General features: G+C 67.0%; 7 protein-coding genes. 3 read left to right on the forward strand and 4 right to left on the reverse strand.

The features are described from left to right. Nucleotides 1-11: 11 nt before the first annotated feature. Both AB8K43_RS10480 and AB8K43_RS10485 read right to left on the reverse strand, forming a co-directional pair. Nucleotides 12-3728 carry a nitrate reductase subunit alpha gene (locus tag AB8K43_RS10480; RefSeq protein WP_370894097.1) on the reverse strand — a complete coding sequence of 1239 codons (3717 nt, stop codon included), beginning with the start codon at nucleotides 3726-3728 and terminating at the stop codon, nucleotides 12-14. Next, nucleotides 3725-4504 (reverse strand): helix-turn-helix transcriptional regulator, encoded by a 780-nt coding sequence (locus AB8K43_RS10485; RefSeq protein ID WP_370894099.1) that lies wholly within the window; start codon nucleotides 4502-4504, stop codon nucleotides 3725-3727. Before AB8K43_RS10485 ends, AB8K43_RS10480 begins: the two co-directional genes overlap by 4 nt. Before the next feature lie 281 nt (nucleotides 4505-4785). Between AB8K43_RS10485 and AB8K43_RS10490 the strand changes: the two genes are divergently transcribed. The 3 genes from AB8K43_RS10490 to glgX all read left to right on the forward strand — a co-directional run bounded on the left by AB8K43_RS10490 (nucleotide 4786) and on the right by glgX (nucleotide 9831). Further along, on the forward strand, nucleotides 4786-6108 hold the full coding sequence (locus AB8K43_RS10490; protein ID WP_370894101.1) for a nitrate/nitrite transporter: 1323 nt from the start codon (nucleotides 4786-4788) through the stop codon (nucleotides 6106-6108). A 41-nt stretch (nucleotides 6109-6149) separates the two neighbouring features. Next, complete coding sequence (locus tag AB8K43_RS10495; protein WP_370894103.1) at nucleotides 6150-7550, forward strand: MFS transporter; 1401 nt, start codon at nucleotides 6150-6152, stop codon at nucleotides 7548-7550. Between the two features lie 139 nt (nucleotides 7551-7689). Continuing rightward, nucleotides 7690-9831, forward strand: a complete 2142-nt coding sequence (gene glgX / locus AB8K43_RS10500) for a glycogen debranching protein GlgX (RefSeq protein ID WP_370894105.1) — start codon at nucleotides 7690-7692, stop codon at nucleotides 9829-9831. A gap of 114 nt (nucleotides 9832-9945) precedes the next feature. Here the strand turns inward: glgX and AB8K43_RS10505 are convergent, their stop codons facing one another. Further along, entirely contained in the window at nucleotides 9946-10929 is a 984-nt protein-coding gene (locus AB8K43_RS10505; RefSeq protein ID WP_370894107.1) for an acyl-CoA thioesterase, read from the reverse strand. Between the two features lie 48 nt (nucleotides 10930-10977). After that, a complete protein-coding gene (locus tag AB8K43_RS10510; protein ID WP_370894109.1) occupies nucleotides 10978-13128 on the reverse strand; it encodes an ATP-dependent DNA helicase RecQ in 2151 nt (716 codons plus the stop codon). Between the last annotated feature and the right edge of the window lie 45 nt (nucleotides 13129-13173).

A 13173-nucleotide genomic window follows, 5' to 3' on the forward strand; every position in this document is an offset into this window, starting at 1 on the left:
TGGCGGGGCGGTCAGTACTGCACGGGCGTGGTGCGCTTGCGGATCATCGTCACTTCGTCCCGGTTGTTCCCGGTCGGGCCGATGTAATTGAAGAAGTACGACAGCTGGGCGTACCCGCCGATGATGTGGCTGGGCTTTAACAAGATCCGGGTGAGGCTGTTGTGGATCCCGCCGCGGCGCTGGTCGCGCTCGGTGAGCGGCACGTCGATCAGCCGGTCCTGGGCGTGGTGCATATAGACGGTGCCCTCGGGCATCCGATGGCTCACGACCGCGCGGCACGCGACGACCCCGTTGCGGTTGACCGCCTCGATCCAGTCGTTGTCGGCGACGCCGATCTTCGCGGCATCGCGATCCGACATCCAGATCGTCTGGCCCCCGCGCGAGAGCGAGAGCATGAAGAGGTTGTCCTGGTACTCGCTGTGGATCGACCACTTGTTGTGCGGGGTGAGGTAGCGCACCGATACCGCGGTCGCGCCGAGCTCATCGGTTTGCTCTCCGAGCGGACGTTCGCCGAAGAGGTTCGCCATATTGAGCGGCGGACGGTAAGTCGGCAGCGCCTCACCCATCGCGAGCATCCAGTCGTGGTCGACGTAGAACTGCTGCCGACCCGTCAAGGTGTGGAAGGGCTTGTGCCGCTCGATATTGATCGTGAAGGGGGCATACCGGCGCCCGCCCGACTCCGAACCCGACCACTCCGGCGAGGTGATGACCGGCACCGGCGCCGCCTGGGTGTCGGCGAAGGTGATCTGCTTGCCCTCGTGCTCGGCAGCAAGGTCGTGGAGTTCGGTCCCCGTCCGCTTCTCCAGGGTCTTAAACCCCTGGGTCGCGAGGTGGCCATTGCAGGTCGCCGACAGGTGCATGATCGCTTCGGCGACATGGATATCGGTTTCCATTAAGGGTTGGCCGTCGGCGACGCCGCCGCGGACCGTGCCGTTACGTCCGCGCAGGATGTCCATCTCCCGCTTGACGTCGTACGCGACGCCCTTGGTGAGCATCCCGACCTTTTCCATGAGCGGGCCGATCGAGATCATCTTGTCGTAGACCGCGGTGTAGTCCCGCTCGACCTCGGCGAGCACGGGCAGGGTCTTGCCGGGGACCGGCTCGCATTCGCCCTTCGCCCAATCAAGGACCCGGCCGTGGACCGTCGCCATGGCCTCGGGCGTGTCATGCCAGAGCGGCTTAGCGACGACATCCTTGCGAGTGCCAAGGTGGGTCGCGGCGAGCTCGGAGAACTTCTTGGCGATCTCCTTCCAGGTCTCCCAGTCGCTCTTGGATTGCCAGGGCGGCGCGATCGCGGGGTTGAAGGAGTGCACGAAGGGGTGCATGTCCGTGGTGTTGATGTCGTGCTTTTCGTACCAGGTGGCTGCCGGCAGCACGACATCGGAGAAGAGGGTCGAACTCGTCATCCGGAAGTCGAGGGTGAGGAGCAGATCGAGCTTGCCCTCGGCGGCGCGCTCCGGCCAGGTGATGTGCTCGGGACGGTGCTCGGGTGCGGCTTCGCTCGCCGTCACCGCGTGGTCGGTGCCGAGGAGGTGCTTGAGGAAGTACTCGTTGCCCTTGGCCGAGGACCCGAAGAGGTTGGCCCGCCACAGCGAGAGGATGCGCGGGTGGTTGTCCTCGGCCTCCGGGTCTTCGACGGCGAAGTGGAGGGCTCCGCTCTTCAGTTGACCGGCGATGTACTCGCCGACCGGCTGCCCCGCCGCCTCGGCCTCATCGGCGAGATCGAGCGAGCTGCGGTCGAATTGGGGGTAGGACGGGGTCCACCCGAGCCGCACCGACTGGGCGAGCAGATCCATGGTGCTGCGGCCCGCGAAGGCGCCCGTCGCACCGTTGATCGCGTCCGCATCGAAGGTGTCGTAGCGGTATTGGGAGGTGTTGACGTACCAATAGGCGGTCTGGTTCATGTGCCGCGGCGGACGAATCCAGTCGAGCGCGAAGGCCATGTGCTGGAATCCCATGATCGGTCGGACCTTCTCCTGACCGACGTAGTGCGCCCAGCCACCGCCATTGCGGCCCTGACACCCGGTGATGGTCGTGAGGACGAGCATGGCGCGGTAGATCTGGTCGGAGTGGTACCAGTGGTTGGTCCCGGCGCCCATGAGGATCATGCCTCGGCCACCGGTATCGATGGCATTCCGTGCCCATTCGCGGGCGATCCGGACGATCTGTTCGCTCGGGGCGCCGCAGATCTCGGCCGCCCACGCGGGGGTCGCCGGCACCGAGGGGTCGTCGTAGCAGGTCGGCCACGCACCCGGCAGGCCCGCACGGGCCACCCCGTAGTGCGCGAACATCAGGTCCAAGACGGTCGTCACGAGGTGGTCGCCGACCCGGCGCACCGGCACGCCACGCAGTTCGTGGCTGGCGCTGCCATCGACGTTGTCGAAGCGGGGGAGGCGCACCTCGACTGATTCTGTGCTGCGCCCGTAGAGGGTGAGCGCGGGGGTGGTGTCACCGAGCTCGAGATTCCAGCGGCCCACCCCTTCGTCACCGAAGCGGTGGCCGATCGAGCCGTTTGGGATCACCACGTCGTCGGTGACGTCATCGATCACCGCGGGCTTCCAGACCGCGTTTTCGCTGTCGTGCTCGGGGCCGTCGAAGTCCCCGGCGGTCAAGAACTTGCCGGTGGCGTAGCCCCCTTCTTCGCTGGGCTCGAGCGTGATCAGGTAGGGCAGGTCGGTGTACTGGCGGTTGTAGTCGGTGAAGAAGTCCACCTGGTTGTCGGCGAAGAACTCCTTCAGCACGACGTGCCCCATGGCCATCGCCAGCGCGCCGTCGGTGCCCGGGTCGGCGGCGACCCATTCGTCGGCGAACTTGACGTTTTCGGCGTAGTCGGGGGCGACCGCGATGACCTTCTGACCGCGGTACCGGGCCTCGGTCATCCAGTGGGCGTCCGGGGTGCGGGTGAGCGGAACATTCGATCCCCACATGATGAGGTAACCGGCATCCCACCAGTCCCCAGACTCCGGGACATCGGTCTGGTCGCCGAACATCTGCGGGCTGGCATTGGGCAGGTCGGCGTACCAGTCATAGAAGGAGAGCATCGGGGCGCCGATGAGTTCGTTGAAGCGGGCACCAGAGGCGTAGGACACCGGGGACATCGCCGGGATGGGGGAGAAGCCCGCGATCCGGTCCGGGCCCCAGCGCTTGACGGTGTACACATATGCGGCGGCGACCATCTCGACGACCTCGTCCCAGGTCGAGCGCACGAGCCCGCCCTTGCCACGAGCCGACTTGTAGGTTGCGGTCTTCTCCGGATCCTGCACGATCGAGGCCCAGGCGACGACCGGGTCGCCGTACTGTTGCTTGGCCTCCCGGAACATCTGGAGCAGGACGCCGCGGACATAGGGATAGCGCACCCGCGTGGGGGAGTAGGTGTACCACGAGAAGGCGGCGCCTCGAGGGCAGCCTCGGGGCTCGTACTCGGGGCGGTCGGGCCCGGCGCTCGGGTAGTCGGTCTGCTGCGCCTCCCAGGTGATGATCCCGTCCTTGACGTAGACCTTCCACGAACACGAGCCGGTGCAGTTGACCCCGTGGGTCGAGCGCACGACCTTGTCGTGGCTCCACCGGTCCCGATAGAAGCTGTCGCCGGAGCGGCCCCCTTCGACATGCAGGGTGCGCCCGTCGTCCGAGACGCCGGCCTTCGTAAAGAACCGGCGGGTTCCGACCAGGGCGCTCGACAGGCGCCCATCCATCCCGGGCGTGTTGTCTCGGGCGGTGGTCTCGGTCATGACTTGCCTCCTCGTGGGGCGAAGGTCGCCCGGGTGGTCACATGGGCCATACAGGTCGTGTCGTTAACGAAAGGTTCCAAGCTGAGCTCGACATCCTCTTCACCAGAGGCTTCGAGCACGCCGCGCATGAGGCCGCGGTGGACGGCGCAGACCACCTGGGGATGGTCTCGGGCCATCTCGATGAAGGGGCAGCGGCGCAACTCGATCTCGGCGGTCCGCCCGCCGTCGCTCATCGAAAGCTCCGGGGTGTACCCCCACTCATGGAGGACATCGACCATGACGCCGATCTTGGCCATCCACCCCCCAGGCGTGCTGGCCTGATCGCTGCTGGTGCCGACGAGCTCCTCGTGATGGGAGTGCGCCCAACGGCGGCCGGCCTCCTCCGGGGTGAGCGCGGCCCCGTCGGCGCTCGCAGCCAGGCTGTCGGCGAGCACCTCGGCCAGCGCCTTGAAAGCGGGCGGGTCGTCGGGCGGAGCCAAGGAGCCGGGGGCGACCCGATAGAGCTTGCGAGGGCGGCCCGCTCCGGGTGTGCGCAGGAAATGCGATTCGAGGACGCCCGCGGAGACGAGTTGGTCGAGGTGAAACCGCGCGGTGGTGAGGTGAAGGCCAACGCTGGCACCGATGTCGGCCGCGCTGAGCCCGATCTCCCGAGTGGCCTCGGCGCTTCCATCGGTGGCCTCGGGCAGGTTCGCGAGGGTATCGACGATGTCGCGACGTACGGCCGAGCGCAGGAGTTCGGTGCCCCGGCCGGGCGTGGGCTCCCCCGCAGTGGACATCGGCGTTACTGTGATCGTCGTCACCTCTTCGGTCGACAGGGGGTTTGGATGATTAGGACGAGAGTCAGTCTGCCACGGCTTTGCGGTCCGTGCCACTGCGCGCCCGTCGCGAAATTCGCGCGCCGATCATGTCGTAATTCACCTGTTCAGAGACCTTTTCACCGGTGACCCTCGAGATCATCCGGCCGACACCTCCGCCGTGTCTTGGGCATCCCCTGGATGGGTGTACCGTGCCTTCTTAGAGGAATTAAAAGGACTGAAGACCACGAGGGAGATCGATCATGTCGACGGCCGTTGACGCCACCGAACGCCACGACGGAGCTCGCCGAGTCCTTGCGGTCTCGACCGCGGGCTTCACCTTGATGTTCGCGGTCTGGTTGATGTTCGGCATCCTCGGCAAGCCGATCAGTAAGGAGTTCGGTCTCACCGAGGTCCAACTGAGCTGGATCATCGCCTTGGCGGTCCTCAACGGGTCGATGTGGCGCCTGCCCGTTGGGATCGTCACCGACCGGATCGGTGGCCGGAAGGTGATGACCTTCCTGCTGCTCGCGACGGCGATCCCCGCCTACCTCGTCGCCCACGCCAACAGCTACGTGATGCTGCTGGTCCTCGCCTTCTTCGTGGGGTTCGCGGGCAACTCCTTCACCTCCGGCATCGCCTGGAACTCAGCGTGGACCCCTCGAGAGCACCAAGGCTTCGCGCTCGGCGTCTTCGGTGCCGGCAATGTCGGAGCATCGGTCACCAAGTTCATCGGCCCTCCCATCATCGCCGGGACCGCAGGGGCGGTGTATTTCGGGATCTTTGAAGGGGGCTGGCGCCTCGTCCCGGTCGTTTATGCCCTGTTGCTCGTCGTGATGGCGGCCGTCACCTGGTTCGGCACCCCTCACCACGATCGGATGGCTGGTGAAGGCAAGCCACTGCGCGACCAGCTCGCCCCCCTTCGCCAGCTGCGCGTCTGGCGCTTCAGCCTCTACTACGTGGCCTTCTTCGGGGCGTACGTGGCGCTCGCGGCCTGGCTGCCCACCTACTACATGGACAACTTCAGTGTGTCCTTGCAGACCGCGGCGTACCTCACGGCGCTCTACATCTTCCCGGCGTCGTTGCTGCGACCCGTCGGCGGCACCCTCTCGGACCGGTTCGGCGCGCGCAGGGTCATGTACGGCACCTTCGCCGTGATGTTGGTGGTCTCCGGGATCTTGATGATGCCGAACGGACACCTCGTGATTGACCACGCCGACGGCAGCACGACCGAGCACCTGCCCTACGCGATCGGCATCGTCCCCTTCACCGTGCTCGTCTTCCTCCTCGGCTGCGCGATGGGCCTCGGGAAGGCCGCCGTCTACAAGCACATCCCCGAGTACTTCCCAGACAACGTCGGGTCGGTCGGCGGGCTCGTCGGCATGCTCGGTGGCCTTGGCGGCTTCTTCCTGCCGCCGCTGTTTGCCTACACCAAGGAGTGGAGCGGCTTCCCCTCGAGCACCTTCTTCGTGATCTTCCTCCTCACCGCGGTCTGCGCGATCTGGATGCACCTCACGATCGTGAAGATGCTCCACCGTGAAACCCCCGAACTCGCCGACCGCATCGAAGCGCCCGTGGCGCGCTGACCCCCTTCACCTCCACCCTGTCGAAAGAAGAGAGCACGCACATGAGTTCATCTGCCGAGACCACTCGCCGCGGTGGTGAGTGGCTCACCTCCTGGGATCCGGAAGATTCATCGCGGTGGGACTCCGGCCTCGCCTGGCGGACCCTATGGATCACCACCTTCTGTCTGACCCTGGCCTTCATCGCCTGGTTCCTGCCGAGCGCGATCATCCCGAAGCTCAACGCCCTCGGGTACGAGTTCACGAAGAACCAGCTGTACTGGATGGCGGCGATGCCCGGCCTCGCCGCTGGCCTCTTCCGGCTGGTGTGGATGGTCCTGCCGCCCATCATGGGCACCCGCAAGATGGTCTCGCTCACCACCTTGCTCCTCATCGCCTCCACGCTCGGCTGGGGCGTGCGGGTGCAAAACCCCACCGCGCCGTACTGGGAACTCATGACGCTCGCCTTCCTCGCCGGCATCGGTGGCGGCGCGTTTTCCGGGTTCATGCCGTCGACCTCCTACTTCTTCCCGCGGGCGAAGCAGGGGACGGCGCTCGGTCTGCAGGCGGGCCTGGGGAACCTCGGGGTGTCGATCGTGCAACTCGCGACTCCCTACCTGATCGCCATCGGTGGGCTGGCGATCTTCGGCGGTAGCCAGATGATGACCGTCCCCGGCAAGCCAGCGACCGAGGTGTGGTTCCAAAACGCGGCGTTCGTCTGGATCCCCCTGATGATCATCGGGGCCCTGCTCGCCTGGACGATGCTCAAGTCGGTCCCGGTCACGGCCAACATCCGACAGCAGTTCGACATCTTCAAAAACCAGGACACCTGGTGGATGACCCTGCTCTACATCATGACCTTCGGGACCTTCTCCGGACTCGCGGCTCAGTTCGGTCTGCTGATGAACAACCTCTACGGAGCGGGCAATAGCGAGATCGTCCAAGGCGCCGGGGCCTCGGCGCAGATCCTGATCGATGGCTACTCGGTGCCCGACCCGGTGAAGTTTGTCTTCCTCGGGCCGCTCATCGGGGCCGTGGCGCGGTTCGCCTTCGCCCCCTTGACCGACCGGATGGGCGGGGCGATCTGGACCCTGATCTCGGGCATCGGCCTCGTCATCTCGATCGCCTTCACGATGACCGCGCTCGTCCCCGACACCTCGTCGGCGGCCGCGCTGGACTCGGGCTTCACGAAGTTCTTGTGGGGGATGCTCGCGATCTTCCTCTTCTCGGGGATCGGCAACGCCTCGACCTTCAAGCAGATGCCGATGATCTTCGAGCGCCGCCAGGCCGGTGGCGTCATCGGGTGGACCGCCGCGATTGCCGCCTTCGGTCCCTTCCTCTTCGGTGTCGGCCTCACGACCCTCGGCGCGGTGCCCTTCTACGCCATCGGGATCGCCTGGGCCGTGATGTGTATCGGCGTGACGTGGTGGCGCTACGCCCGTCGGGGCGCGCCCAAGCCGGGGTGATCAACGCCTCAGCGCGATCGGGACGCCTCCACCCCTGCGGGTGGGGGCGTCCTGCGCGTGGTGGGAGAGCCTCGGGGCAGGCACGTTCGGCGGGTAGGGTGAATCCTCCCCGATCCACCCGTATTCATAAGGAGCAGCCGTGGAGCTTTGGCCCGGCCATGCGTATCCGCTTGGCGCCACCTACGACGGTTCCGGCGTGAACTTCGCCCTCTTTTCCGAGGTCGCCGAAGGGATCGAACTCTGCCTGATCGATGACGAGGGAGCCGAGCAGCGGATCGAGCTGACCGAGGTCGATGCCTTCGTCTGGCATTGCTACATCCCGGGTCTGCAGCCCGGCCAGCGCTACGGCTACCGAGTGCACGGCCCCTTCGATCCGGCCCAAGGGCACCGCTGCGATCCCAGCAAGTTGCTGCTCGATCCTTACGCGAAGGCGATCGACGGGCAGATCAACGCCGACCCCTCCCTCTTCTCCTACGACCCGGACAACCCCGACGTGCTCTCGGAGGCCGACAATCTCGGGCACACGATGGTCTCGGTCGTGATTAACCCCTTCTTCGACTGGGGCCACGACCGCCCACCCCGGCACGAGTACCACGAGTCGGTGATCTACGAAGCCCACGTGCGGGGCCTCACGATGACCCACCCGGACGTCCCCGACGAGATCCGCGGGACCTACGCGGCGCTCGCGCACCCCGCAATCATCGATCACCTGACCAAACTCGGCATCACCGCGATCGAGCTGTTGCCCGTCCACCAGTTCGTCCAAGACACCTTCTTGCAGGAGAAGGGCCTGACGAACTACTGGGGTTACAACACGATCGGCTTCCTCGCTCCGCATAACGCCTATGCCTCGGGAGCCCGTGGGCAGCAGGTGACCGAGTTCAAGACGATGGTCAAGGCCCTGCACGCCGCTAACATCGAGGTCATCCTCGACGTCGTCTACAACCACACCGCCGAGGGCAACCACCTCGGCCCGACGATTGCTTTCCGCGGGCTCGATAACGCGTCGTACTACCGGCTGAACCCCGACGATCTCTCGCATTACTACGACACCACGGGCACCGGGAACTCGCTGCTCATGCGCAACCCGCATGTGCTGCAGCTGATCATGGACTCCCTTCGGTACTGGGTCACCGAGATGCACGTCGACGGCTTCCGGTTCGACCTCGCGGCGACTCTCGCCCGGCAGTTCCATGAGGTCGACAAGCTCTCCGCCTTCTTCGACCTGATCCAGCAGGACCCGGTCATCAGCCAGGTGAAGCTGATCGCCGAGCCGTGGGATGTCGGCGACGGTGGGTACCAGGTCGGGAACTTCCCGCCCCTGTGGACTGAATGGAATGGCAAGTACCGCGACACCGTGCGTGACTACTGGCGCGGGGAGCGTTCGACCCTGGGGGAGTTCGCCTCGCGGATCACCGGTAGTTCCGACCTCTATGAGCACTCCGGCCGGCGCCCCTTCGCCTCCATCAACTTCGTCATTGCCCACGACGGCTTCACCCTGCGTGATCTCGTCTCGTACAACGAGAAACACAACGAGGCGAACCTGGAGGACAACCGCGACGGCGAAAGCCACAACCGTTCGTGGAACTGTGGCGTCGAGGGCCCGACCGACGACCCGCAGATCAACGCCCTTCGGCTGCGTCAGCAGCGCAATCTGCTGACGACCCTGATGCTCTCGCAAGGGGTGCCCATGCTGGCGCACGGGGACGAACTCTCGCGGACTCAGCAGGGCAACAACAACGTCTACTGCCAGGACAACGAGCTGTCCTGGATCGACTGGGACCTCGACGAGGACCAGCGTGAACTGCTCGAGTTCACCCGAGCCCTCGTCGCGCTGCGCAAGGAGCACCCGGTCTTCAAGCGGCGCCGCTTCTTCGCCGGTCGCGCCGACCACGGCGGCGAGTCTCCGATCGGCGACATTGAGTGGTTCCAGCCCGACGCCCGCCACATGGATGAGGCGCACTGGGGCGACGGGATGGCCAAGCAGATCATGGTCTTCCTCTACGGCAAGGCGATTCCCGAGCCGGACGAGCGTGGCCGCAAGGTCGTCGACGACGACTTCCTGCTGCTCTTTAACGCCAGCGATGCCGCGGGAGAGTTCACCTTGCCGACCGAGTCCTACGGGGACAACTGGATCGTTGAGATCGACACCGCGGCAGGTGAGATCGAGGAGATCCACCACGAGCCCGGCGCGCAGCTGCAGGTCGAGTCCCGCAGCGTGGTCGTACTCCGGCACCCGCGCTCGAAGGCCACCCCGTCGACCGGCGCGGCCAAACACTAAGGGGCGAAGCGGCGGGGGGACCGACGAGCGGCGACCCTGCCGACGCGGACACGGTCACCTGGCGCGGTTTTTACCGCGCCAGGCGTCGATTTCCGCGCCCCGATTTTTTAAGGCTCACTCCTTGATGCGCAGCATGCCCTCTTGAGCGACGGTGGCGATGAGCACGCCATCTTCGGTGAAGATCCGCCCGATCCCGAGGCCGCGGCCGCCCTGCGCCGACGGCGACTCCTGGACGTAGAGCAGCCACTGGTCGGGCTCGGCCTCGCGGTGGAACCACATCGCGTGGTCCAGGCTCGCCGGGCGGAGTCGGCGGTCGCTCCAATTGATCCCGTGCTGGCGCAGGCTCGATTCGAGCAACGTGAAGTCCGAGGCGTAGGCGAGGATCGCCGCCTTCAGCAGCGGATCGTTGGGCACCTTGCCGACCGGCCGCATCCACACGCTCTGGTGCGATTGCTGGGGTCCGGTGCGGTCCATGAGGTGACCCTCGACGTGACGGTGCTCGATCGCGCGGCGCCGGATGTGGTCGACGGTGGGGTGGTCGATGCCGGCGAAGGCGTCTGCCAGGGAGGTCAGTTCCTCGGGGCGCGGCACGTCGGGCATCGGGTCCTGGTGGTCGAGACCCCCGGCCGGATCCTGGAAGGAGGCGGTCATCGCGAGGATCGGCTGGCCCTTTTGCATCGCGTGGACCCGGCGGGTCGAAAAGGAGTGGCCGTCGCGCATCCGTTCGACGGAGAAGCGGATCGGCTGCGACGCGTCGCCGGGGCGCATGAAGTACGCGTGCAGGGAGTGGGGGACGCGGTGCGGCATGGTGTCTTGGACGGTTCCGCCGGCGGCCATCAGGCCCTGAGCAAGGACCTGGCCGCCGAAGGTGCGGCCATGCGGCTGCTGCTGGCTTTGCCCCACAAAGATCTGCGCCAGCGAGGTCCCGATCGCTTCCGAGTCGTCCTCATCGAGGCCCTCGACCTTGATCGTCGCCGTTCCGACTTCGCGCAAGGTCAAGATGTCGAGAAGTTCTTCCATCGACGCCTGGAGATGTTGCGCCAGGTCCGGGTCGGCGCTCGTCGGGAGGTCAGGGGTGGAATCCGTTGATTCGCTCACAGCGCTCAACCCTAAGCGATCCGACGGGTCCTCCGATGTCCCGCTGGCCTAGCCGTCGATCGCCAGAGCGAGGGGGAGGACATCGGCAGCACCGGCCTGGCGAAGGGCGCGCCCGGCCACGGTGAGGGTCCACCGCGAATGGACGACATCATCGACGAGCAGCACCGGACCGGGGTTGGCGGCGAGGGCAGCCGAGAGGTCGGGCCCGACGACCAGGCGATCCCAGACACCGGCCAGGCGGAAAGCGGAGTTGCCACCGGGCTCACCAGTCGGGCCCCCGTGAGCGGGATCCATGGTCCCGAGCAAGGGGAGTCGTCCGATGGTGCTGATCTGCGCGGCCAGCGATCCGAGTAGGTGCGGGCGGCGCCGTGACGGCATCGCGACGACCCCCACCGGACGCTGCGACCACCCCCACCCGGCAAGAACCTCGACCACGGCTCGCATCAGTGGCTCCGTCACCGGGGCGTCATCGGCGGCGAGCAGGTCGCGGACGCGCTGTCCCCACCCCAGGTCAGTGACCCGGGCCAGAGCGCGTCCCCCTGCGACCCGCTCGGTTTCGGCGATCCGCCCGCGGACCTCGACGCCGAGACGGTCCATGCCGGTCGGCCAGGTGACCCTCGGCTCGATCTCCACCCCGACGCGCGCGAGTTGCGCCCGCGCGGCATCGACCCGGCCGGCGTCCACCTCGGCCCCGATCCACGGACCGGCGCACCGGTCGCACCGCCCGCAGTCGGCAGCGGTGGGGTCGTCGAGAGCCTCCTGGAGGAAGGCCATCCGGCACCCGGTGGTCGCCATGTAATCCAGCATGTGCTGCTGCTCATCGCGCCGCGCGCGAGCGACCCGCTCGTAGCGCTCGGCGTCGTAGACCCACGGACGGCCCGTCGACACCCACCCGCCACTGACTCGCTCCACGGCGCCGTCGACATCGAGCACCTTCAGCAGCAGCTCCAGGCGGGTCCGGCGGACGTCGACGGCGGTCTCCAGGGCCGCCGTCGACAGCGGCCGACCGGCCTCGGAGAGGGCACGCAGCACCCCTTCGGCCTGATCCTCCCGGGGCATCGACGCCGACGCGAAGTAGGTCCAGATCGCCTGATCGTCCACCCCCGGAAGGAGCAGCACATCGGCCCGCTCGGTGGCTCGCCCCGCACGGCCGACCTGCTGGTAGTAGGCGACCGGCGAAGAAGGGGCGCCAAGATGGACCACGAAACCGAGGTCGGGCTTGTCGAAGCCCATGCCGAGCGCGCTGGTTGCGACCAGCGCCTTGACCTCGTTGCGGCGCAACTCCTCTTCGAGCCGGGCGCGGTCGTCGGCGTCGGTACGGCCGGTATAGGAGGCGACCTCGTGGCCGGCGTCGCGCAGCGCCGCCGCGACGTCCTCGGCCGCTGAAACGGTGAGGGTGTAGATGATCCCGCTCCCGGGGAGGTCAGCGAGGTGGTCGGCCAGCCACGCGAGATGCTGCTCAGCTCCGGCCCGGGGGAGGACGCCCAGCCGGAGGCTGTCGCGGGCGAGCGGTCCGCGCACCGTCAGGACCTCACTGCCGCCGACCGCCAGTTGTTCGGCGACATCGGCGACCACGCGCTCGTTGGCGGTCGCAGTGGTCGCGAGCACAGGCGTGCCGGGCCCGAGATCGCGCAAGAGATCCTTGATCCGGCGATAGTCGGGCCGGAAGTCGTGCCCCCAGTCGCTCACGCAGTGAGCCTCATCGACCACGACCAAACCGCAGCGCGCGATGAGATCGGGGAGCTGCTCGTCGCGAAAGCGGGGGTTGTTGAGCCGCTCGGGGCTTACGAGGAGGACGTCGACCTCGTCACGGCCGAGGGCGTCTCGGACCTCGTCCCACATCTGGGCGTTGGCTGAGTTCATCGAAACGGCGCGCACCCCGGCGCGTTCGGCCGCGGCGATCTGGTCGCGCATCAGGGCGAGCAGTGGCGAGACGATTAGCGCCGGGCCGGAACCCGCCGCTCGCTGCAGCGCCGCGGCGACGAAGTAGACCGCGGACTTACCCCAACCCGTGCGCTGCACGACCAGGACGCGTTGCCGTCCGGCCACCAGCGCCTCGATCGCCTCGTACTGCCCATCGCGGAAATCCACCTCATCGCGCCCGACGAGCCGCCGGAGGGTGTCGGTCGCGGCAGAGCGCAGGGTGCCGGGGTCGGCGGACGAAGGGGGGATCGCGCCGGTGGCCGAGGGAGACGTCATGGAGACCACGGTAGGCGTCGGTACCGACGGCGCTTCCTCGGCGCA

This window comes from Janibacter sp. GXQ6167 (assembly GCF_041365945.1).
In the GTDB taxonomy this organism is placed as follows: domain Bacteria; phylum Actinomycetota; class Actinomycetes; order Actinomycetales; family Dermatophilaceae; genus JBGFSK01.

What these genes read in the sequence shown, in the direction of transcription:
- AB8K43_RS10490 (WP_370894101.1), top strand. Translation starts at nt 4,786, where the DNA reads ATGTCGACGGCCGTTGACGCCACCGAACGCCACGACGGAGCTCGCCGA.
- AB8K43_RS10485 (WP_370894099.1), bottom strand. Translation starts at nt 4,504, where the DNA reads ATGTCCACTGCGGGGGAGCCCACGCCCGGCCGGGGCACCGAACTCCTG.
- AB8K43_RS10510 (WP_370894109.1), bottom strand. Translation starts at nt 13,128, where the DNA reads ATGACGTCTCCCTCGGCCACCGGCGCGATCCCCCCTTCGTCCGCCGAC.
- AB8K43_RS10495 (WP_370894103.1), top strand. Translation starts at nt 6,150, where the DNA reads ATGAGTTCATCTGCCGAGACCACTCGCCGCGGTGGTGAGTGGCTCACC.
- AB8K43_RS10480 (WP_370894097.1), bottom strand. Translation starts at nt 3,728, where the DNA reads ATGACCGAGACCACCGCCCGAGACAACACGCCCGGGATGGATGGGCGC.